19 protein-coding genes are annotated in these 23,185 nt (G+C 51.4%); 9 read left to right on the forward strand and 10 right to left on the reverse strand.

What is annotated here, in order from left to right:
- Positions 1-28 precede the first annotated feature (28 nt).
- The 3 genes from ELY33_RS09960 to glmU all read left to right on the forward strand — a co-directional run bounded on the left by ELY33_RS09960 (position 29) and on the right by glmU (position 3,389).
- A complete protein-coding gene (locus ELY33_RS09960; protein WP_126947504.1) occupies positions 29-829 on the forward strand; it encodes an undecaprenyl-diphosphate phosphatase in 801 nt (266 codons plus the stop codon).
- Positions 830-901: 72 nt separating this feature from the next.
- Entirely contained in the window at positions 902-2,002 is a 1,101-nt protein-coding gene (locus ELY33_RS09965) for an FAD:protein FMN transferase (protein ID WP_126947507.1), read from the forward strand.
- A 19-nt stretch (positions 2,003-2,021) separates the two neighbouring features.
- Entirely contained in the window at positions 2,022-3,389 is a 1,368-nt protein-coding gene (gene glmU, locus ELY33_RS09970; protein ID WP_126947510.1) for a bifunctional UDP-N-acetylglucosamine diphosphorylase/glucosamine-1-phosphate N-acetyltransferase GlmU, read from the forward strand.
- Between the two features lie 120 nt (positions 3,390-3,509).
- Here glmU and ELY33_RS09975 read toward each other — a convergent pair whose 3' ends face one another.
- From ELY33_RS09975 to ELY33_RS09990, 4 genes are all read right to left on the reverse strand, one after another.
- On the reverse strand, positions 3,510-5,198 hold the full coding sequence (locus tag ELY33_RS09975) for a CapA family protein (protein WP_126947513.1): 1,689 nt from the start codon (positions 5,196-5,198) through the stop codon (positions 3,510-3,512).
- 81 nt (positions 5,199-5,279) lie between these two features.
- Entirely contained in the window at positions 5,280-6,362 is a 1,083-nt protein-coding gene (locus ELY33_RS09980) for a M14 family metallopeptidase (RefSeq protein ID WP_126947516.1), read from the reverse strand.
- Positions 6,363-6,407: 45 nt separating this feature from the next.
- Positions 6,408-7,703, reverse strand: coding sequence for an MFS transporter (locus tag ELY33_RS09985; RefSeq protein WP_126947519.1), 1,296 nt, complete (start codon positions 7,701-7,703; stop codon positions 6,408-6,410).
- A gap of 38 nt (positions 7,704-7,741) precedes the next feature.
- Positions 7,742-9,601, reverse strand: coding sequence for a DUF1302 domain-containing protein (locus tag ELY33_RS09990; protein WP_208644224.1), 1,860 nt, complete (start codon positions 9,599-9,601; stop codon positions 7,742-7,744).
- Between the two features lie 300 nt (positions 9,602-9,901).
- Between ELY33_RS09990 and ELY33_RS09995 the strand changes: the two genes are divergently transcribed.
- Both ELY33_RS09995 and nhaD read left to right on the forward strand, forming a co-directional pair.
- Entirely contained in the window at positions 9,902-11,011 is a 1,110-nt protein-coding gene (locus ELY33_RS09995; RefSeq protein WP_208644225.1) for a GlxA family transcriptional regulator, read from the forward strand.
- A 420-nt stretch (positions 11,012-11,431) separates the two neighbouring features.
- Positions 11,432-12,721 (forward strand): sodium:proton antiporter NhaD, encoded by a 1,290-nt coding sequence (gene nhaD, locus ELY33_RS10000; RefSeq protein WP_422822292.1) that lies wholly within the window; start codon positions 11,432-11,434, stop codon positions 12,719-12,721.
- 208 nt (positions 12,722-12,929) lie between these two features.
- On the opposite strand, the gene ELY33_RS10005 is transcribed toward nhaD, so the two are convergent.
- From ELY33_RS10005 to ELY33_RS10015, 3 genes are all read right to left on the reverse strand, one after another.
- Positions 12,930-13,547, reverse strand: coding sequence for a CBS domain-containing protein (locus ELY33_RS10005; RefSeq protein ID WP_126947525.1), 618 nt, complete (start codon positions 13,545-13,547; stop codon positions 12,930-12,932).
- A gap of 114 nt (positions 13,548-13,661) precedes the next feature.
- The gene (locus ELY33_RS10010) at positions 13,662-15,074 is read right to left on the reverse strand and encodes an ATP-binding protein (RefSeq protein WP_126947528.1); all 1,413 of its coding nucleotides are present in this window, start codon (positions 15,072-15,074) and stop codon (positions 13,662-13,664) included.
- Positions 15,075-15,099: 25 nt separating this feature from the next.
- Positions 15,100-15,759, reverse strand: coding sequence for a response regulator transcription factor (locus ELY33_RS10015; protein ID WP_126947531.1), 660 nt, complete (start codon positions 15,757-15,759; stop codon positions 15,100-15,102).
- A gap of 49 nt (positions 15,760-15,808) precedes the next feature.
- Here ELY33_RS10015 and ELY33_RS10020 point away from each other — a divergent pair, with 49 nt between their 5' ends.
- Together ELY33_RS10020 and ELY33_RS10025 are read left to right on the forward strand one after the other, a co-directional pair.
- Positions 15,809-16,723 (forward strand): GNAT family N-acetyltransferase, encoded by a 915-nt coding sequence (locus ELY33_RS10020; RefSeq protein ID WP_126947534.1) that lies wholly within the window; start codon positions 15,809-15,811, stop codon positions 16,721-16,723.
- A 223-nt stretch (positions 16,724-16,946) separates the two neighbouring features.
- Complete coding sequence (locus ELY33_RS10025; RefSeq protein WP_167470072.1) at positions 16,947-17,792, forward strand: c-type cytochrome; 846 nt, start codon at positions 16,947-16,949, stop codon at positions 17,790-17,792.
- 109 nt (positions 17,793-17,901) lie between these two features.
- Here the strand turns inward: ELY33_RS10025 and rep are convergent, their stop codons facing one another.
- Positions 17,902-19,971 (reverse strand): DNA helicase Rep, encoded by a 2,070-nt coding sequence (rep, locus tag ELY33_RS10030; RefSeq protein WP_126947537.1) that lies wholly within the window; start codon positions 19,969-19,971, stop codon positions 17,902-17,904.
- A gap of 256 nt (positions 19,972-20,227) precedes the next feature.
- Here rep and ELY33_RS10035 point away from each other — a divergent pair, with 256 nt between their 5' ends.
- Positions 20,228-20,701: a tRNA (cytidine(34)-2'-O)-methyltransferase gene (locus ELY33_RS10035; RefSeq protein ID WP_126947540.1), complete on the forward strand. Its 474-nt coding sequence runs from the start codon at positions 20,228-20,230 to the stop codon at positions 20,699-20,701.
- 9 nt (positions 20,702-20,710) lie between these two features.
- Here ELY33_RS10035 and pyrE read toward each other — a convergent pair whose 3' ends face one another.
- On the reverse strand, positions 20,711-21,376 hold the full coding sequence (gene pyrE / locus ELY33_RS10040; RefSeq protein ID WP_126947543.1) for an orotate phosphoribosyltransferase: 666 nt from the start codon (positions 21,374-21,376) through the stop codon (positions 20,711-20,713).
- Positions 21,377-21,528: 152 nt separating this feature from the next.
- Here pyrE and ELY33_RS10045 point away from each other — a divergent pair, with 152 nt between their 5' ends.
- Complete coding sequence (locus ELY33_RS10045) at positions 21,529-22,296, forward strand: exodeoxyribonuclease III (RefSeq protein WP_126947546.1); 768 nt, start codon at positions 21,529-21,531, stop codon at positions 22,294-22,296.
- Between the two features lie 96 nt (positions 22,297-22,392).
- On the opposite strand, the gene rph is transcribed toward ELY33_RS10045, so the two are convergent.
- On the reverse strand, positions 22,393-23,130 hold the full coding sequence (gene rph, locus ELY33_RS10050) for a ribonuclease PH (RefSeq protein ID WP_126947548.1): 738 nt from the start codon (positions 23,128-23,130) through the stop codon (positions 22,393-22,395).
- Positions 23,131-23,185: the final 55 nt, after the last annotated feature.

A 23,185-nucleotide genomic window follows, 5' to 3' on the forward strand; every position in this document is an offset into this window, starting at 1 on the left:
TTAATAATAGTTAATCACAGGATGCTCCATGGATTGGTTACAGGTGGTTGTGTTAGCGGTAGTTCAAGGGCTTACAGAATTTTTACCTATATCGAGTTCCGCCCATCTCATATTGGTACCTGTTCTTACTGCCTGGGAAGATCAAGGCCTTGCGTTTGATGTAGCACTGCACCTAGGCAGTTTAAGCGCTGTTGTGATCTATTTCCGTTATGAGATAGGCAAAATGATCACGAGTAGCTTGACCGCACTTCGCGGCCAAGGGGTCAACGATGATGCTATGTTGGCGTTTTGGGTTGTTATTGCCACGTTGCCAGTGTGTCTCGTCGGGTTTTTGCTTCACGATGTGATCTCAGGTTACATGCGTTCTACGCTGATCATTGGTGCCAGTTTGATTGTTTTTGGTCTGCTACTTGGCTACGCAGACTGGAAAAAACGCGGCACTCGCAGCGAATACCAGATGACGTTAAAAGAAGTGCTCATCATTGGTGGTGCTCAAGTATTGGCACTCATTCCTGGCACATCTCGCTCAGGCATTACTATTACGGCGGCTTTAATGGTAGGAATGAGCCGAGAGGGTGCGGCACGGTTTTCATTTTTACTGTCGATCCCGGTGATTGTGCTAGCGGGTGGCCTTGAGACAATCAGCTTACTAAAAGAACCCCAGCTCATCGATATACCGGCCATGCTGGTAGGCACCTTGCTCTCTGGCATTAGCGCCTATGTGTGTATCCACTATTTCTTGGTCGTGATTAAAAAGTTAGGCATGCAGCCCTTCGTGGTGTATCGAGTGTTATTCGGGGCTTGGTTACTCTGGTTTTTCCATTTCTAGTCTGATTTTTTCAGTTGAGTCCTAGAGGAAGACCATTTTTAACCCAGCGCATTTTATTCAAGGAAAAATAAAATGAAGGTTATTTCTCGGTTGTTAACATGGTCAGGATTATTGCTCATGGCGGCTGGGGCATTAGTCGGGTGTTCAGAAAATGATCGGCCATTAGATTCCCCTGTTCGCTTTGAAGGCGCAATTTTTGGGACATTCTATCAGGTCACTATTGCAGACCCGCTAACCCAAGGCGAGGCAAAGGCGCTAGAAGAAGGTTTTCTTGAGGAATTAAACGACGTTGATAAAGCGATGTCGACTTACCGCGATGACGCTGAGCTCGTGGCCTTTAATGATGCGCCTCTTAATGAATGGCAGCCACTTTCTAATGCGTTAATTGAAGTGCTTGCGATTAGCCATTCGGTATCAGAAGCAAGCGATGGGGCGTTTGATATTACCGTCGGCGACGTGGTTAATTTATGGAGTTTTGGGCCTGAGGCGCGTCCCGAAGAGGTGCCTTCTGACGCTGAGCTTAGCGAACGCATGGCGACGATTGGCTATGATGCGATTGAAGTCGATACTCAGCTTATGCAGGCGAGGCGCTTGCGCGATGTGTTTGCAGATTTGTCTGGTGTGGCTAAGGGGCATGGTACGGATCGTGTTGGGGCATACCTTGATCTGCAGGGGATTGAAAACTACCTCGTCAATATTGGTGGCGAATTAATTGCTCGAGGATACCGTGACCTGGAAGAGCAAACCTTGTGGCGTGTTGGGATTGAGGTGCCACAGAGCGGTGTGCCGGAGGCGCAGCACGTTATTCCTCTTGGGAATATGTCGGTCGCGACGTCAGGAGATTATCGCAACTACTTTGAAATAGAGGGCGAGCGCTACTCCCATACGATCGACCCTCGCACTGGCCGACCGGTTAAGCATCAGTTAGCATCCGTGTCCGTTTTTCACCCCTCTAACGCATGGGCAGACGCTTGGTCTACGGCTATCTCGGTAGCGGGTAGCGAAGAAGGAATGCAGATGGCCATTGAGAATAACCTCAATGTGTTGATGTTAGTGAAAGAGAACGATCATTGGCGAAGCCTAGCCAGTCCTGCCTTCGTGGAATTCTTCGATGAAGCGCTCATTGATGAGCTGGGTATTGAAGCGTGGGAAGCTTCAGCCGCGAACCGCTAAACCGTTACAGGTAAATAACATGCAAGAGCTTGATATCGTTATCCTTGCCGCTGGCAAAGGCACGCGTATGCGTTCACAAACACCAAAAGTGCTGCATACGTTGGCAGGCAAATCCATGGTGCAACATGTGCTAGATACCGCCAGTGGGCTTACGCCTACTCGCATGCATGTGGTGATTGGCCATGGTGCAGACCAACTGCGCGAAGCGCTGGCAGATAGCGCTGTATCGTTTGCTGTTCAGGAAGAGCAAAAGGGAACCGGCCATGCGGTTGCTCAAGCGCAGTCTCAGTTAGGTAACGGTAACGTATTGGTGCTGTATGGCGATGTCCCTATGATTCGCCGCGAGTCACTAACAGCGCTTCTTAACCACGTTGATGAGCAACACATGGGGCTGCTGACCGTTACGCTGGAGGACCCTTCTGGCTATGGGCGTATTGTTCGTAACGATGAAGGCGAAGCTGTCGCCATCATTGAACAAAAAGACGCCAGCGCCGATCAACTGGCCATTACCGAGTGCAACACTGGCATCATGGCGATGACCAGTGCGCAGCTTAAACGCTGGTTGCCACAATTATCTGCTGAAAATGCCCAGGGCGAATACTATTTAACTGACGTGATCGCCATGGCTGCAAACGAAGGCATCAAAGTGTGTACGGCCCAGCCAGTCAGTGCGGTTGAAGTGGAAGGCGTCAATAACCGTTCACAAATGGCCCGCTTAGAGCGTGCTTATCAGTTGCAGCAAGCCGAGGCTTTAATGGCCCAAGGTGTTGCTCTGGCCGACCCCGCTAGAATTGATATTCGCGGCAAGCTCACCTGTGGCCACGATGTGTTTATTGACGTGGGCTGCGTGTTTGAAGGCGACGTTGAGCTGGGTGAAGGTGTACAGGTCGCCCCTTATTGTGTGATTAAAAACAGCACAATAGGCGCTGAAAGCATTATCGACAGCCATAGTGTGATCGACACAACGGTAGCCGCAGGCTTGAATCAAATTGGCCCCTACGCACGCCTTCGTCCCGGCACACGCCTAGCCGTCAAAGCCAAGGTCGGCAACTTCGTGGAAACCAAAAACGCAGATGTGGGTGAAGGTAGTAAAATCAATCACCTAAGCTACGTTGGCGATGCTCACTTAGGGCGTGATGTGAACGTGGGCGCGGGTACCATTACCTGTAACTATGACGGTGCGAATAAACACCGCACAGAGATTGGAGATAATGCGTTTATTGGTTCGAATAGTGCCTTGGTAGCACCGGTGACAGTGGGTAAAGGCGCCACGATTGGTGCAGGTTCCACCATTGCGAAAGACGTAGCAGAGCACGCGCTAGCGGTTACCCGCAGCCGTCAGTTAGAAAAGTTGGATTGGCCGCGCCCCGTTAAAAAAGCTAAGTAAATCGGCAACTGGTATCGTTAGTTATCGACATAAAAATGCCCTGGCGGTTGGATAGATGTCCGACCGTCAGGGCAATAAGCGAGCATACCGATCAGTATTGCCGTTAAATTTGCCTACTTATTAACGCGTACCGAGCCCAGAAAGCGGCGAGAGAATGTCGTTCCACACCTTTTCTTCCAGATGCGGCAGTTGGCTTTTTTCCAGTTCGGTCAGGCCGTAACCATCCGGGTCTTTCAGAACGTCATCGAACTTGACGATACGGCAATCGTAGCTGCCATCATCACGTTTTGCATTGACTATATAGATAGGTAAGGCTTTAAGGTTTGCCAATTCTATAGCATCGTAGACCTTCACAATGTCGAATTTAACAATATAGGCAAGCTTTGAATTGCGGCTTTCCGGGTGATAACTGACGAAGTCACCGAACGCATAGACCACCAACGCATCCTGCTTGCCTGGGCGCGGGATAGCTTCCGCCGGTTGGCTGACATGTGCGTGATTACCAAGAATGGTGTCAACACCACAGTCAATCACCTTAAGGGCGGCTTCCCTGATATTTTCATGGGGGTACATCTCAAATTCCCACCCCCAGTGGCAGTAGGCGATGATCCAGTCTGCACCCTTCGCTTTCGCCGCCGCTACCTGCTTCTTGATAAGCGAGTAATCGGGCTTTGGATCAGCATCGTTGAAGCGAACGACATTCACCAGATAGGGCATGTCGGCGGGAATATCTCTTTCGTAGCCATTGAGGTCGAAGGTGTACGCCAACATGGCAATCTTGATGCCATTTTTATCTATAATGACGAACCCGTCCCGTTCTTCCCCTTCTTTAGCATCACTTTTGGTTGTGCCGGAATAGTAAGCACCAGAATTTTTAAGTACCTCCAGTGTTGCATCGACGCCTCTGAAACCCCAATCCATGGCGTGGTTAGTGGCAGTGCTGAAGTAGTTAATGCCTGCTTCATGGCGGAATTTATCAAACATCGCCTTTGACGTATTCATTTGGGCTGGCTGGCCTGCATTCTCTCCATCGTCTCCATTGTAGCGTCCTATTGGTCGACGCTCATCGACGGTGGACTCCAAGTTAGCGCTAACGATGTCGGCGGTGCTGTAGAAGTCTGTTATCCCATCGAATAAATGCGTTGTATTTTCAGGCGTTAGAATATCGACGGCAAGCAAATCTCCCGCGCATGAGATAGAAGTTTTTGAAACAGGATCATTATTGGGGTGATCGACAATCCGGAAATCAAGTACCTGAGACGCAAAAAAGTCTTCTAACTTTGAACCTTCTTCAGCCACTTCAAGCTGATTGAACCAGTAGCGGTAAAGCCACTTGAGTTTCTGGAAGGAATTGTCCGAGATATCGTACACACCGGTTTCGGGCTGTGGATAATGAAACTCATCGTAGAAGATATAGCTTGTCAGTAGAACTGCTTGTCGGGTTAGAGTTCGTCCATTTAATTTTTTAAGACGATTAACTAAGTCGAGTCGTTTAATTATATCCATCTCAGGAATATCATCACCCCTAAGACCTCTATCTAAAACTGTAGGGTCAACCAGCATTGTCTGAAGCGCCGCTAAGGCCTGTGTCAGTCCAATTGAAACAATCCAGCCGCACAGCGCCCGAAAATGTTTCTCTTCCTCAGGGCTAATGGTTTCGGGCATCTCCAGTTCACCACTTGCCACGCTTTGCAGCGTTGCTGTTACCTCTTCTTTATTATCTTCAATGTAATTTTTAAGTAACTTGATAATTTTTTTAATACTTTCTTCATTTTCTTTATATTTTTTATATATTTCTTGTATATTCATTATAATATCCTTTTTATTTGAGAGTTTGTTTCACAGGTGAACATTTGATTTACATGCACATGGATGCACTTATCTGACGGGCTATTGCGTGAGAAGGCCACGCCGAGTCAGTTCCGACACTTCCCTGGCCTGCTCCAGTACCTGTTGCTTCCATTCGTTAGTGTCGATGTAGAACGCATCGCGTAGCTGGCGCTTGATCTGAGTGCGCTGTGCATCGTCAACGCCGTGGTGATTCTGCAACCATTGGTCTGCGCGAAGTGCTTTGAGCACCGCTGGACTAGGTTTGGTGCCATATTCCAGCGTCATACCGTTGTATTCCGCCTGGGGACACTCTTCCATTACCGCCAGATCAAGGGTGCCGTTGAGTACAGCGGATGAAGAAGTACCATCGACGTTGGTGGTGACTTCTTCCCCCCACCAGCGCCGTGCCCGCGCGATATCTTCCGGGGTGTTGCGCCCTTTATAGATGCGTTCCCCCACTCCGCAGGGCCCAAGCCCGGTATGCACATCTATCCAGCCGATACGTTGGCATTGCCTTCCCAGGCGGCGAAGAATTTGGCGTAATTGCTGGTTGCTCCAGGTGGGTTCGGTACCGGCGAAAAACAGCCCATCAGGATGGCTGTGCTGGCCACGCGAGATGGCGGTTTGCAGGGCTTTAGTGCCGTGACGCAGTGCATAGCCCAACAGGCCAAGGGTGCTTAACAGGGTAGGAGGTTGCTGCTGCGGAAGGAGTAATGAAGCAATGGAGCGGTAATCGGGGTTGTCGGGAAGCGGTTGGCTGAAGTCAATAAAATTACGGTTGAGATCGACATTATCTTCATTGACTCGGCGCAGCCAGGAAAAGCCGTAGGGGTTAATGGCATGCAGGAAAAGTACCGCCAGATCCTGATGACGACAGCGCTCCATCCAATCGCTGTTGCGCAGATGGTCTACCTGAATGGCCGAGCCGCAGAAGCCTTCTACCCCATGAACACCACTGCTCAGTACCAGCAGGTTAGCGGCTGTCGGTGACCCTAATAGCGCCACATCAAGGGCCAGTTGCTCCCCCTCGCTGCCAGTTAATGGATGAGGATGAGATTCAACCTCCAGGCCTGCCTCCGCGCAAGCACTGAGAAATTTTTGCCGCGCCGCCGTGTAGCTTTGTGAGAAGCTGGATACGTCCATCAAAGGGTTCCTGTTAATAAATGGTGGCAAGTTGAAATCACTTGATTAAGCCTGGCGGGCAGACGGTGATTCGATGGGAGAAGGCGTGTTGTTATTAAGCTCACGGCGGCTACGTTCCGGGTCGATCAACGCGAGACCGATCAAGGTGAAGGCCAGAAGGAGAATGCCGAAGAAACCAATAGCCATTTCGAAACCAGCTGCCAGATTGTCGTTTTGCCAGCGAATTGCGCGGGCAACCACAAGCGGAGCAAGCATTCCCGATGTGGTTAACAGAGAAATATGGATGGCCAGCATACTGCCACGTTGCCTGGCGGGAGAGATAAAGGCGACAATGCTGAATCCAAACGCTGAGAGTAGATTGAGCAGGATGCTTCCAGTAACGAAGAGCCCGAGTGTCATGGCGAGACTGGTCGCTGTGAAACCCATGGTGAGATAGGAAGCAGCAGCCACCAGGCAGGCCAGTAAGGGGGGGATGACCATGGCATTACGCACGTTGGCGCCACGCTTTAAGGCACGTTGCGACAGGCTGGAAACCACCAGATTGATCACAATAATGCCAACTGTTGTCGCCAGCACCAGATAACCGGATTGCATGGGGGTTAGCCCTAACCCGCGTTGCAGGTAAGTGGGTAACCAGCTATAGATCAGCGCATTGGGGAGGTAGCTGCAGAACGCCACCATGGTGATGCACACAAAGGTACGATTGAGTAGCAGTTGGCGGTAGGGCAAGGTCGGCATGATACTGCCGTCAGCAGTTTGCGTATCGTCATGCTGTCCTTCGCGGCTGTAAAGTAACCACAGTATCAACCAGATCAAGCCGATACCTGCGATGATAAAATAGCCTGTTCGCCAACCGTGTTGTTCTAGGAGCCTTGGTAAGGCAATGGCACCGATGATAGCGCCGAGCATGATGGCCACCTGAATCAAGGCTGCCGGCAACACGCGTTCACGTGGGGCGTACCATTTGAAGCAGGCATGCTGAGTCACTGCCGTACTTGGCCCGGCGCCGATCCCTAACAGCATACGGCTAGCGAGCAAGGTATATAAACTGGTAGATAAAGCAGCAAGTAATTGAGCCACCATGGTGATGGCCTGCAATGCCGTCAGTAACCAGCGACTTGACATCCGATTGGCTAGAAAACCCACTAACACACCGGAAATGGAATAAAGAAAGAAAAAAGCACTACCGATAAAGCCGAACTGTTCTGGCGTGAGCTGAAGCTCATCAATAATCTGTGGTCCGGCAAAAGCAAAAATGGTTTTTTCCAGGACAGTGATGGTGACAACCGCCATCAACATCACCACAATCAGTAAACGTCGTCGGTCAAATGAAGAGTGCATGATTATCGCCTTGGTTGTGTTTTTGTGAGTAGTGTTGGTTAAAAGCGAACACCAACACTGGCTTGGAACATGCTTCGATCTGCGACGAGGTTATAATCTCCACCGCCGGTCCTCAGATAGCTAATATCGAACAGGTATTGATCCTGAAAGACTCCCTCCAATCCGAAGATGGCGCCGTGGCGTCCTTCGGAAAAGACCCTGTCATAGGAATACCCTTTGACGTCATAACCGAGTGACAGCGACGGCGTCAGGTTAAGATCTGGCAATACATGGGTGTATTCGCTGGCCAGTTTGAAACGGGTTCCCCAGGAAAGCGGCGTGTCAAACCCTTCGACGGCACACTTTGTTGCGGAGCCAGTGCACGGCGCATAGCTTTCATGAGCCGCGGTACCGAAGCCAGGGCGCCCATAACGGCGTTCGTTGGTGCTGGGCAGGTTGTGCACGTATTTCATGCCTACTTCTGCCGACAGTTTCATTTCGCCACCTAATACATTACCCAATGGATGGCTGGCGCCGAGGTTAAGCTGGCTGACGCGGAAACGATCATAACCGGGGGCGACATAGCCCGTCGGTGTACTGGCGAGTTCACCTAGAGGGCCGGTGCCACTTAGCAGGCCGGTGACGAAATCTGACCCATTCCAGGCAATCGGTTGGTTCGGGCGAACGCTATATTCCGCATAAATACCGGTACCCGCCGGAAGCCGCGTTTTAAAGTTAACGGCAACCATATCGATGTCGGTCGGGTAGGCGCGCTCGTAAACGGCTGAGATTCCGGTGGGGACAGCCTGCCCAAGGTTGGCAGCGGCGGGTGTCAGTACACCAGGTCCTGTGCGAACAACGTGGGTGAGTGGGTTTCGGCTGGTGTAGTTGGTGTAATACAGGCCGAAAAGTCCAACGTCTTCCCATAAATAATGCAGGCCAATACCGAACTGATTGTCATCCGGGTAACGGTCCGGGCCACGGGTCACATGATCCAGAGGATTGGTAATGGCCTGGCCGTCAGTGGTACGAATTCGCTGACCTGCGATCGCGCTTAATACGCTTCCGTTAAGCGTTAATTTATCGCAGCCGGGTTGGGCGTAATCACTGGTTGAGAGGAAGGTGCCGCAGCCAGGTAGGACATCAGGACGAAAATCAAACTGAGTGAAAGCATCAACTTTCAGGTTGTCGGTCAGCGCCAATTTGGCATATAGCGATGGCATCGCGATGGTACGGGCTTCAGCAATGGCGCTTGACCGGCGTACGGACGCGATATCAAAGGCGTTGACGGTATGCAGGCCACCCGCGATGGTGGTGGGCGTTACCCAAGGGATCGACTGGTTACCAATGCGAACATGAAGATCATGGCCTGCCGGCTGAAAGTCACCATAGACATAAGCATCATCGATGACCGCATTGGAAAACCGCCCCAGAGAGACGAACCCATCGTCGCTTAGAGGCTCTCCGGCACGATAGCCATTATTGACGCTACCATGGGGGACCCCCTGATGCTTCTGCGTATAATCGTACCAGCCTTTTGCACTGACCCGAACGCCGACATTACCGTGGCTAAGGTCGGCTTGCAGATAAGCATCTGCTGAAGTTGATACCGCATCGCCACGACCGTAATTGAGGTTACCGTCATTGATGATACTCATGCCATTTTCTGGGCTTGTCAGGTGGTGACTCGGGTTTTCCGCACGCCGAATGGTGCCTATGGACAGGGCTCCCTTCACGTTCAGACGTGTATCGTCTTGCTGCCATTCGATGCCGTCGCCAAGACCAGAAGTAAGATCGCCGAACACCAGTTCTCCGGCAATTGCCGGCGCCGCCATGCCAGCAGTAAGTAAGGATGACGCTAACCCAGAGAGAACGGGTTTACCTGCTATTCCCCACTTATTAGTTGTTTTCGTTTTCACTGATTATTACCTTTCTAGTGTTTATTTAAGGTGATTTTTAGTCTAGCGCTGAAGTTGGAATAGCTATAAAGCGGATGCCGACAGCAACAAAGTTAATATCGCCAAGAAAAAGGGTATATAGATAGGAATAAGCAGCACGTAAAGTACGATAAAAATTTTAATTAACGATGATTTACTCAGTTCATGGCTTTTTCAGGCCAGATAGTTAATATGATAGGTAGAGATATCAAAGAGTAAGGGAGGTAGTTTAGAGAAAGGTTAAAGCCGCCAATAAAAAAGCCAATATCGCCAGGAGAGCCTATGACAGTCCGCATTGATTTATTACATGGCCCGCATAACTTGTCGGGTACTCTGTTTAGCGTCATCGATATTTTGCGTGCTTTTAACAATCTTTGGCAGTTACGCAATCCGGATAAACGAGGTGCTTTTTTTCACTGGCGGTTGATTGATGCAAGGGGGAATGAGCTGCCACTTCCCGAGTGGCTATCGAATATGGAATCACCCACCCGTGGGCGTAAAGCGTTGCCGCCTTCTCAAACCGCGCTTTTTGTTCCTGGAGTACAGATGAAAAGCGTGCCTGACCTGAACCGTGTTCTTGATCAATGCACTGATGAAATAGACTGCATTGCGCGTTATCACTCGCAGGGGCGTTTAATAGCCGCGAGTTTCAACGGTGCCGTGATGCTGGCACGGGCCGGTGTGCTGGAAGGGCGACGTGCCACCGTAACCTGGATGATCGCTAATTGGTTTGCTTCTCACTTTCCTCAGGTGCAGTTGGCGATGGAAGGGCCGGTTGTCGTCGACGGGCCGATATTAACTGCCGGTGCGCCAGCAGCAGTGTTCGATCTGGTGGTGGAGTTAATTCGTCATTTCGCTGGAGAAGAACTGGCACAAATCGCCACCAATGGATTGCTTTACCACTCATTGCGTTTTGAGCATTCCAGCCTGCATGCTTCTGGAATTTCAATGAAAACCAGGGACAGCGTGGTATTCCGAGCGAAACATTGGCTTCTGCAGCATATTCAGTCGCCTTACAGCCTGGACCGGGTCGCCGACGAGGTGGCAGCCAGCCCGCGCACTCTCCTACGCCATTTTAAAGAGGTAGAAGGAATGACACCACTCGACTATCTGCATCGACTGCGCGTTGAGCGGGCTAAACAGTTATTAGAAGTGACCAATATTGCACTAACGGAAATAATGGAATATTGCGGTTATCAGGATGCCAGCGCATTTCGCCGGCTGTTCCGTCGTGCTACGGGCGTCACACCGTCAGAGTATCGTCGTCGATACACCATGCGGATCTCCAGACGTTGGTGGCGAGCCGACGAGTCCGGCCTGGAAGAGAGTGCTGATGACCTGATTAAGCAACTGGGTATCAGCCCAGCCGACAAATCGAGTAACAGTAACTAGTGCGGCGTTGCACTGCCCAGTGGCGCTCTAAAGAGGCGCTGTTGTAGATCAACCACATCACTTGGCCAGGCATGTCATGTTCGCAAAAAATCGGCTAATAAAATAAATTTTCTGGCGTGGGAAAACGGCTTTACAAGATGCGCCAAATAGCCGCATCTTTAGCGAGACCGCTGCGTTGCAGCACTTAGTTAGTGTGCTTATTATCGTAGTGGTCTCTTCTAACCCTGCCAGGATCACACCATCATGAAACCACCTAACGTCCTAGCAACGCGGCAGACTACTTGCCGACTTGCTTGGTTGTTGACTGCACTCTGCTTATTTGCATTTCCTGTTCTTTCTTATGCCGCTTCAGGCCCTCTAGACCTCACTTCTTCGTTTGCTGGTATTGCCTCTGTTGCCATCTTCGTTCTTGCCTATGCCTTGGTAATGAGTGAAGAAATTATCCATATGCGTAAGTCCAAACCGGTACTGGTAGCCGCCGGTCTTATCTGGGCGCTGGTGGCGTGGGTGTATGTGCAGGCGGGTATGCCCCACGAAGCGGAAACGGCGTTTAAAGAAACGCTGCTTGAATACACCGAGTTGTTGCTTTTCCTGCTGGTGGCGATGACGTACATCAACGCCATGGAAGAGCGCCGTATCTTTGATGCCCTGCGGGCATGGCTTGTTCGCAAAGGTTTCAGTTATCGCAGCCTGTTTTGGATCACCGGCTGTCTCGCCTTTGGTATTTCTGCCATTGCCAACAACATGACGACCGCGATGCTAATGTGCGCGGTTGTGCTGAAAGTAGCCGAAGGTGATAAAAAGTTTATAAGTCTGTGCTGTGTCAACGTGGTGGTCGCATCAAACGCTGGCGGCGCGTTCAGCCCGTTTGGCGATATCACCACGTTGATGGTGTGGCAGGCGGGTCAAATTCCATTTGGTGGTTTCTTTGCGTTATTGGTGCCCGCCATTGTCAACTTTATCGTGCCAGCGGTAATTATGAATTTCTTTATCGTTAATCGGCAACCTGCAGCGCTGACTGAAAATGTCTGGTTAAAGCGTGGTTCGCGCCGCATCATTGCGCTGTTTTTGGTGACCGTTGCTATCTCTGTACTGTGCCACTCAGTTCTTTATCTGCCGCCTGCGATGGGCATGATGTTTGGCCTTGGCCTGTTGCAGTTCTTTGGCTATTACCTGCGTCGTAGCCTGCCGCGCTCCTTGGAGCGCAAGCGTGAGCGCTACTCTCGTCGTGGCGATTGGCAAAAGCTTGAGCAGTTAGGCAGCGTTGTTCCTTTCGATATCTTCAGCCGTATTGCCCGCTCAGAGTGGGACACGCTGTTATTTTTCTACGGCGTGGTGATGTGTGTTGGTGGCCTGGGTTTTATGGGCTATTTAAGCCTGTTGTCAGAAACCCTTTATGGCAGTTGGAACCCCGTATGGGCAAACGTCGTCTTGGGGTTGATTTCGGCGGTGGTTGATAACATTCCGGTCATGTTTGCTGTGCTTTCTATGGCCCCGGATATGACGCAAGGCAACTGGCTGTTGATTACCTTAACCGCCGGTGTCGGTGGTAGCCTGCTCTCGATGGGATCAGCAGCGGGTGTGGCGTTAATGGGCCAAGCGCGGGGTATTTATACCTTTGCAGGCCACTTACGCTGGGCACCGGCTATTTTACTGGGCTATGCCGCCAGTATTATGGCTCATCTGTGGATTAACGCCGCGCTGTTTTAACGTAATTGCTAATTTAAGTGAATTAAATAACGCCCTTTATCAATTGATAAGGGGCGCTTTGGTAAATGTGATCAGAAGTTTCTACTAGACTGTTTTGAATAGAAATTTCGAAACTATATTTTTTTAAAACTATGAGCTTTTAAAACTATGAGCTTTTAAAATGTGAGTCTTCAAAACTGTAAGTCTTCGAAACCATGCGTCTTCAAAACTATAAATCGTGTCCGGTAACGACTTTGCAAATATCTGAAAAGCTATTGGCTGTGGGTACTGCCGAAGAGGAGAGCTTCATCGGGTCTTTATTGCCTACAGCATGTTGTATGTCGGTTGCAGAAATAATGCCGCGTACGCTTAAAGGTTGATTTAGGTTATGTTCAGTAATTAACAAGTGTTGTTCTGTAAAGCGTTCCATGGAAAGCACAAGGTCTTCAATTGTTAATGAGTTAAGTTGCTCGATTGGCATTGCACTAAGCTTTTGCCAAGGCGTCATAATCATGTCAGCCGTAATTTCTTTACGATCTAGGTTTCTTTGTTGCATTGCTAAATTAATGCGCCGTGTGCCAATGACTTCTTTGGCAGTAAGCACACCAATACAGCGATTCGCTTTGTCGATAACAAATAGCAGTCGAACACCACCGTGACGCATTTTTAAATGGGCTTCGTCGATTGGCGTATCAGCGGACACCGACTGCGGGATTACTTGGGTAAAATCTGTTAATACCGATGTTGCGGGGCTTTCAGGCGTTAATTGTTTCGCTGTCGGTGTCAGCAGCAGCGGCGTTTCACCAAACTGGATAAGTGGCTTGAGAGAGTTGGCTAGCATATTCATTCAGGGAATCTCCGTTATGTGAATAGGCAGGTCGTTAACTTCTTGCCTGCTTTGTACTTTCACACTTGCACGGAATTCTTATGGAAACCTTAACAGAGCCCTTAAACAAGGCCCTTATGGCCGACTATTTTTTGATTGACGTTTGGATAGGGTGTTCCTGGTAAACGTTGCTCGTACGCGAAGGCCGCCATTGGGCGCATCATCGAGCTGTAAGGTGCCTTGATGGCGTTTGACCAAGCGTTCGACGATAGACAGTCCCAACCCCGCGCCAGCACTCGGCCCAGCACGTTGGAAGCGCTCTATCACCTGACTGCGCTGAACTGTCGGGATACCTGGCCCTTGATCATCAACAGTGACGATAAAACTTTTCGACGATACCTGAAGCGTCACTGTGATGGCGCTTTGTGCCGGCGAGTGTTGAATGGCGTTACCCACTAGATTTTGCACCAGTGTCTCAATCGCACCGGGTTCTTCTTCTATTTCCCAATTAGCCGAGTCGTCTGCTTCTAATAACAACTGCTGGCGTTGTTCTGCGGCTAGTGGCGTAAGCTTTGCTAAGGTTTCGCGGGTTTCCTGCAATAAATTGGAGCGCCGATACTCTGGTAACGGTTCTTCTTCGGGGTCTATGCGCGCCAGGGTTAATAGCTGAGAGACTAGCCGCGTTGAGCGGGCCACTCCGCTACGTAAGTGGTGCAGGGCTTCCTCTCGGTCATCGGCGTTATCAGCAGTGAGTGCATTTTGCGCATGCAAATCAAGTACTGCCAAGGGGGTGCGAAGCTCATGAGCCGCATCGGCAATAAAGCGCTTTTCGCGTATACGCAATTGGCGGAGCCGTTCCAATAGCCGGTTTATGGCGCCAGAAATCGTCCCCAGCTCTTGGGGAAGCGGATGAAGTGTTAGGGGCTTTAAGTGGTGTGGGTCGCGAGCACGGATTTGCTCTGCCATACGCGATAAGGGGGCGAGACCCCAGCCAATCGACCACCACAGGAGTAAAGTCAGTAACGGTAAGCCAATCAGGTCGGGGAGTAAGGTGCGCAGTGCCACTGCGCTGATCAGTTCATCTCGGACATCTTCTCGTTCGCCTACGACCACACGTTTGTCTGTGCCTGTGATGTCTAAGACATAAACGCGCCAGTCATGTTGATCCACTGTGAGCGTTGAATAGCCTTGCGGTTGCTGGGTAAGCGGTGTTTTCGGGGCGCTAGCGGAGCGCAGTAAAAGATGGTCACCTTCCCAAAGCTGAAACGCCAGTTTGCTTTCATAGCGATGGCCTGCAAAGCGGTTGTCGGATTGCTCGGCACGTAGCAGCGCCTCCTCCACACTGTTTAATAAAAGAGAACGGTCGCTATCGGGCAGCGGTGCCTGCAGTAGCCCTTCTAGTAAGCGGGCATTTTGTGCCAGGCTAGCATCATGAAGCTCTTCAATTTCATGGGCGGCATAGCGGTAGCTAATAAAGCCAATCACTAGCATGCTTGCGCCAAACACCAGCAGCGCAAGCCCCAAGGTGCGCTGGCGAATAGAGCTCATGGGCTTGCCTTGTGTGATTTATCCATTACGCTTTATCCATAACATAGCCAATGCCTCTCACCGTGCGAACAACCTCAGGAAACAGCTTTCGCCGCAAGTGATGGATATGCACTTCGATAGCGTTACTCTCGACATCTTCCTCCCAGCCATACACTAATCGCGCTAAAGTATCGCGAGTAAACACACGGCCTGGGTGGCTCATAAACTCCTGCAGCAGCGTTAGTTCACGACGCGACAGTGTGATCACATGATGTTGGTAACTAACCTGCAAGGTCTGAGGGTCTAGGCTAATCCCCCGACAGGTGAGCAAACTGCTGGTTTGTCCTTGGCTGCGGCGCAACAAAGCACGCAGACGCGCTTTTAATTCTGCGACTTCGAAGGGTTTGGTGAGGTAATCGTCGGCACCTGCATCCAATCCTTCAATACGGTTATCCACTGCATCGCGTGCGGTCAGAACCAAGATAGGCAGTTGGCTGCCATGGCGCCGAATAGCGCGAAGTACTTCCATTCCATCGATCGTTGGTAAACCAAGGTCTAGGATGACCGCATCAAAGGGTTCATTTTTAAGCGCATGAAGCGCGTTATCGCCGTCGGCTAAATGATCAACCGTATAGTGTTCGGGTTTCAGCGCCATCCGAATCCCCGACGCCAAGCTTGGGTCGTCCTCAACCAGTAAAATGCGCATATTGATGGATGACTCCTTTCATTCACGGCGGGTTATTCAGGAACGTAACATGACACGTCATTCTCCTTTCGGCCACCGCTCCTTAGCCAATACCGTGCTGCAGTGCCCACCAGAACAACGGCGTGAAGCATTACTGCATTTAGCTGCTGTGTATGACCCTGCACAACAGCCTGCATTGCAGCATGCCTTATCAACGGTAAAAACAGAGCCTGAGGTCGTTTGGCAGGGGCTTTGGATAGCCACCCGAGCGGGCCGTATTGAAGCTGCCGCCTGGGTGCAGCCATTGGCTAACCAAATGGCGCAGCTTTGGCTACCCAGGCAGCATAATTCGGCAGCCAATGCGTTGTTAAACGTTTTGCAGAACTGGGTTAAAGAGCAGCCGATTGTGCTATGTCATGCGGCGTTATCCAACGATGCGGGCATCTGGGAAACGACGTTAGTGGCCCACAGTATGCGAGCACTTGCCTCCCTTGAGCATCTTGTGTGGCCGTGCCAAGCTGTACAATCACACGCCAACCCGCTAACGCTTCGCCCCTTTGCTGAGCTGGCCCCCACCCAACAGCTGGCGCTGGTGGCGAACGTAAGCGAAGGCTCTCTAGACTGCCCTGAGCTTCGTGAAGTGCTCACCACTGACGCGTTATTGGCTGGATTTTATAACCAAGCGCCAGATGCGCCAGACCATTGGTATCAGGTACGCTACCGGGCGAAAACAATTGGTGTTCTATTATTTGCTCCCAACAGTGTTAACCAGCGCTGGTCATTGCAACTAATGGGGCTGCTGCCTGAATGGCGCAGCCAAGGTATAGGTAAGGCAATTATCCAACAAGCGCAGGCATTGGCTAGCAAGGCGGGAGCCCGTGATGTGACACTCACCGTTGATGCGCGGAATATCCCTGCAAAGCGTGTATATGCTCAGGCAGGGTTTACGCGTTATGCTCAGCAGCGTTTACTGGCTTGGTGTTAATCGAGTGATCGTCGACACCATTTTTAAACCGCTAAATTAAGTGCTGAGTACGGCCTAGGTTGAATTGCCGCGCTTAGTAGCATTTTCTTACGCTTGGCGTTCTCGGTATACTAACGCCATATGCATGTCTTGGCGTCTCGGCTGCCGAAGGTTGGTGATGTCGCTGCCGCGCGCAGGGGTTAAGCACAAAACGTTTTATGACAAAACTCAAGAGGTGGTGAGAGTGAAATCTAAGCTGATCATGAGCGGGCTGGCGGCCCTAGGTGTCATGGCAGGCACATCCGGTGCTTACGCCCAAGACGCAGCACGTGACGCAATCGCTGAGCGCCTAGCGCCGGTAGGTCAACTCTGTTTGCAAGGCCAAGACTGCGGTACCGCAGCCGCACCGGTAGTCGCTAGTAGCGGTGGCGGTGGTGAGATTGATGGTGCGGGCATTTATAACAATATTTGTATGGCGTGCCACGAAACGGGTGCTGCTGGTGCCCCGATTCGGGGTGATGAAGCTGCGTGGGCCGAACGTACAGGGCAGGGCTTTGCAACACTGTTGGACCATTCAATTAACGGTATTCGTGCGATGCCTGCCCGTGGCGGCAACCCCAACCTGTCTGATGAAGAAATGGAAGCGGCGACAGCGTATTTAGTTGAACCAGTGATGGATGTGCCGGAACTGGGCGGCGGAAAGGAAGCGGCTGAGGAAGCAACGGTAGAAAGTACCAGCGACGATATGGCCGCGGCAGAAGATGCCAGTGCTGATGAAGCCACCGCAGACGCTGCAGCTAGCGAAGAAATGGTCGCCAGCGAAGAAGAAGCATCTAGCGGCGGCAGTGGTTTAGATGGTGAGGCATTGTATGCCAGTGTTGGCTGTGTGGCTTGCCATGCGGCAGGCGTTGCTGGCGCCCCATTGATTGGCGATGCTGACGCTTGGGGCCCGCGTATTGATCAGGGCGTCGATGCACTTTATCAGAGCGTGTTTAACGGTAAAGGTGTGATGCCACCACGTGGTGGTAGCAGCGCATCTGATGAAGAGATCATGGCCGTTGTCGATTACATGGTGTCAGAAGTGCAATAAAGAAGTGCAGTAAGCAGTTCTTGCGATAATCGACGTGTAATCTATCCACAGGTGGGTTTTGAAACCCCCTGTGGATATTTTTTTGTGTTTTATTTTATTCTTACTGTCGTTAACCCAACAAAGATCGCAGCCCGGCAATCGCGTCTTTCCCCCGTGCCTGCTTTTTCTCGGGGTCTTCTTTATCGGCGCGGCCTTCCCACTCCAAATCATCAGTGGGCAGTTCGTCTAAAAAACGACTGGGCTGGCAGTCCATTAGCTCACCATAGGCTTTACGTTGGCGGGCTAGCGTCAGCGTTAGTGTTCGCCTTGCGCGGGTGATGCCTACGTAAGCCAAGCGGCGTTCTTCTTCTACCGTGCCCATTTCAATGGCGTTGCGGTGGGGCAGCAGATCTTCTTCTAAACCCATTAAATACACATGGGGAAATTCCAACCCTTTCGAGGCGTGCATCGTGAGTAGCTGCACACGGTCGGAATCATCCTCTTCCGCTTGCTGCTCAAGAATATCCCGAAGCACCAAACGAGAAATCGCGGCTTCTACGCCATCAGTTTCTGTCGTGGTGGAATCATCGGCATCTTCTGGGTCGCGGTTTAGCGACTTTTCTAACTGATCAATCAAAATCCATACGTTGGCCATGCGCCGTTCGGCCACAGGCGGCGCGCTGGCGTTTTGATACAACCATGCCTCGTAATCCATATCGCGTAACATATCGCGAATAGCCGCAATGGCATCGTCCTGGTCCATGCGCTTGCGCACGCCATCAATAAAGTGGGTAAAGCGCGATAGCCGTTCCACAGCCCGAGTCGGCAGCGTTTGCTCTAACCCTAGTTCGTGGCAAGCAGCGAACAGCGAAATGGAACGTTCAGTTGCATAGTTGGCCAGCTTTTCCAACGTGCCAGGGCCTATTTCTCGGCGGGGCACGTTTACAATGCGCAAAAAGGCATTGTCATCGGCAGGATTAATCAATAGCCGCAGGTAGGCCATGGTGTCTTTAATCTCGTTGCGCGAGAAAAATGACGTGCCGCCAGACAGTTTGTAAGGAATTTGGTAGTGCTGCAGCTTGAGTTCCAACAAGCGTGCCTGGAAGTTCCCCCGATAAAGCACCGCAAAGTCTCGCCATTCAGCTTTTTCTTTGATGCGCCGAGTCAGCATCTCGCTGGCTACCCGCTCTGACTCCGCTTCTTCATGACGGTTGACGATGACCCGAATGGGCGCGCCGTCGCCCATATCCGACCATAAGGTTTTATCGTAAACATGGGGGTTGTTGGCAATTAACGTGTTGGCTGCGCGCAAAATAATGCCGGTTGATCGGTAGTTCTGTTCCAGCTTGATCACGTTCAGGCGTGGAAAGTCTTCGCCAAGGGTGACCAAATTTTCAGGCCGCGCACCGCGCCACGCATAGATCGACTGGTCGTCGTCGCCGACCACGGTAAAGGTAGCCCGTTCAGCCATCAGCAGTTTCACCAGCAAGTACTGGGAAACGTTAGTGTCCTGATACTCATCCACCAGCATGTAGTGGATTTTGTTCCGCCAGCGGGCCAGTGCGTCTGGGTCACGCTGGAGCAGTACCACCGGCAGCAGAATCAGGTCGTCAAAATCCACTGCGTTATAAGCTTTTAAGTGGCGCACGTACGCTTCATAAACCCGTGCGGCAAAGTGCTCGTCATCATCCGCAGCAAAAGAAAGCGCGTCGCTGGGCAGTACTAAGTCGTTCTTCCACGTGGAAATTTTACTCTGTACGGCGTTGATCTGCTCGGCGTCTACCTGAGCGTCTTTGTTCATCAGATCGCGCAGCAGTGCCTTGGCATCTTCCGGGTCAAACAATGAAAAGCCCGGTTTGTAGCCGAGGGTTTTTAATTCGCCGCGAATAATATTCAGGCCCAGGTTGTGAAACGTCGACACCGTTAGCCCATGACCCTCTTTACCTTTCAGCATTTGCCCAACGCGCTCTTTCATTTCTCGAGCGGCTTTATTGGTAAAGGTCACCGCGGCAATTTTTCGCGCGCTCATGCCGCACTCTTGCACCAAGTAGGCGATTTTAGTGGTAATGACACTGGTTTTACCGGAACCCGCGCCCGCCAGGACTAAACAGGGGCCATCGATATAACGCACCGCTTCCTGTTGGCGAAGGTTGAGCCCTTTAATACGGCTAAGAATGCTCTTTGGCGATTGGGGCGTCATGGTGAAGGGTGACCTCTACAAGTGTTTCTGGGAAACCTCTGATTAACTATTGCGCTTTGCCATACTGCGTTAAAAATCGCCTCGTGCGCGAGTCCGATCAAAATGCTCATTTACAACCCGTAAACTTCGCTTTTTCGTTGATTTTTGCCTTGTCTGGCCTGCGCTCATCACATTAATCAAAGGCTTCCTCGGCAAATTCCATTACAATCAGCGGCGCTGGGCGAACGCACAATGAGTCAATAATAGGCAGGTGGTCATGTTTGAAGTAGCGCTATTTGAACCGCGTATGGCACCCAACACGGGTAACATTATGCGCCTGGTGGCTAACAATGGCTGCCGATTACATCTAATTGAACCGCTGGGCTTTGATCTCGAAGAGAAAAAGCTGCGCCGCGCTGGGCTAGATTACCGCGACCTAGCCAATGTTACCCGCCATGCCGATTTTACGGCGTTTCAAGTGGCAATGCAGGGGCGCACGGTATGGGCGATTACCACTAAAGGCACCCGCGCTCACAGTGACGCAGCGTTTGCGCCTGGCGATGTATTGCTGTTTGGTTCGGAAACCGCAGGGCTTTCACCCCAAGTACACGCTCAGCTTCCGGCAGAGCAGAAGCTACGCATCCCCATGCAACCCAATAACCGCAGCTTGAACCTTTCTAACGCTGTCGCTATCGTCAGCTATGAAGCGTGGCGCCAGCAAGGCTATGCTGGCGCAGCAGGTTGCCAGTGACAGCAGCGACTAGCCCGAAATGCCGTAGCGGTCTCGGTAAGCGCGTACGGCTTCGGCGTAAGCCAGCATTTCGCCTCCCGCATGTTTTTCTAGGTAAGTAAGTACTTGCTCTAAGGTGACAATACTGACAACCGGCATGTGGTACTGAGCCTGTACTTCCTGAATAGCGCTTTGCTCGCCCTGGCCGCGCTCTTGGCGGTCTAGGGCAATAATCACACCGCCCGCGCGGGCGCCGTTTTGCTCAATCAGGCTCATCACCTCACGGATAGCCGTACCGGCAGTAATCACGTCATCAATGATCAAAATATCGCCGGTGAGTGGCGCGCCAACAATATTGCCGCCTTCGCCATGGGTTTTGGCTTCTTTACGATTAAATGCGTAGGGCATATCACGGTCGTGATGATCGGCTAAGGCCGCTGCAGTAACCGCCGCCAGGGGAATACCTTTATAGGCGGGGCCAAACAGCACATCTGCTTGCAGCCCGCTATCGACAATTGCCTGGGCGTAAAATCGGCCCAGTTTGGCCAAGGCCCGGCCAGTTTGAAATAAGCCTGCATTGAAAAAGTAAGGGCTTACTCGCCCCGACTTAAGCGTGAACTCGCCAAACTTGAGCACGCCCTGCTCAATAGCGAAGGCAATGAAATCGCGCTGATAGGGTTGTAGAGTGGTAGCCACGGCGGTGTTCTCTTGTCGATAGGAATGTAATTAATAGGAATCTAAGTAAACGCAACAATAAAACGGGGTTAAATAGCAAGATTTGGTTTGTCTATTTACCCAAACGTCTAAACGTCGGGTATCATACAGCAGCGACGCAAAAGGGACGATTTATGAAAATTGCCAGCATCAATGTCAATGGTATACGTGATGCCGTCGACCGTGGCTTCCTGGACTGGTTGGCTCAGCAGGATGCCGATGTGATCTGCGTGCAGAACATCAAGGCAAAAAGTTTTGAACTGGACGACCACATTCTTTATCCGGAAGGTTACGAAGGCTACTTTCTGGATGCGGAGGAAGATGGTTTCTCTGGTGTGGCGCTCTATTGCCGCAAAATTCCCAAGGCGATTATGTACGGCCTTGGGTTCCCTCAGTGTGACCAAGAAGGGCGTTTTCTGCAGGCGGATTATGACCGCTTCAGTATTGCCACTTTCTTGATGCCTGATGGAAGCGATCAAAAAGCCAAACAGGCGTTTATGGAACAATACCAAGAGTACCTGACGAAGATGTCGCGCAAACGCCGCGAATACATCATCTGTGGGACTTGGCACGTTGCCCATAAAACCATCGATTTGGCTAACTGGTCAGACAATCAGCTTACTTCTGGCTTCCGTCCAGAAGAACGCGCCTGGATGGATCAGGTGCTTGGTCCAACCGGCTTTATTGACACTTTTCGCGAAATTAACCGCGACGCTGGTGAATACACCTGGTGGCCAAAACTCGACCAAGACGTGCCCCGTGAGCGCCAAGAAGGCTGGCGGATTGATTATCAACTGGTCGGCCCCAACTTCCGTCGCCATGTGGTAGACGCGTGGATTGATTACGATGCGACCTTCTCTGAGTTCGCACCGTTGATCGTTGAGTATGATTTAGCACTCTAGCTGCTTCCCGCGTCGTGTTACCCGTCTCAGCAACAGGCCAGCTTTTTAAGCTGGCCTGTTTGCGTAAGCGCCCGAAGGTACTTACTAAGTAACGCTTTAGCCGCGAATACCCAGTGCTTCACGCTGTTTTTCACGTAGCTCGGTGCCCGCTTTCTCCGCCAGATCAAGCATCGCATTCAGCTCGCTACGGTTAAACGCACTTGCTTCCGCTGTGCCCTGTACTTCAATCAGCTCGCCGCTTTCGGTCATCACCACGTTCAGGTCGGTGTCGGCTTTGCTGTCTTCTGGGTAGTCCAGGTCCAGAACCGGCACACCTTTATAGATACCCACCGAAATCGCGCTAACCAGTTGTTTGAAGGGGTCGCCTTTGATCTTCTTCTCACGCTGCAGATAGCGAATAGCATCCACTAACGCCACGCAGCCGCCAGTAATCGACGCAGTACGTGTGCCGCCGTCGGCCTGAATCACATCACAATCCACCGTAATGGTGAATTCGCCTAATTTCTTCAAATTTACTGCCGCGCGTAAACTACGGCCAATCAAGCGCTGAATTTCCAGCGTGCGCCCACCCTGTTTGCCACGGGTCGCTTCACGGCCGCTGCGGGTATGAGTGGCGCGGGGCAACATGCCGTACTCTGCAGTAATCCACCCCTGATTTTTACCACGCAGCCAGCGCGGCACGCCCGCTTCCACGCTCGCATTACACAACACCTTGGTATCGCCAAACTCTACCAGTACCGACCCTTCTGCATGGCGAGTGTAATCGCGGGTTATCCGAATCTCACGCAGTTGGTCGGCTTCACGACCGCTGGGGCGAACAACATCAGGACGCATAGCACCTCACATTCGTTTAAAAGTGGAAAAGCCCACCATTGTACACGTCAACGCC

The sequence above is a fragment of the Vreelandella andesensis genome, from assembly GCF_003989795.1.
GTDB lineage: Bacteria > Pseudomonadota > Gammaproteobacteria > Pseudomonadales > Halomonadaceae > Vreelandella > Vreelandella andesensis.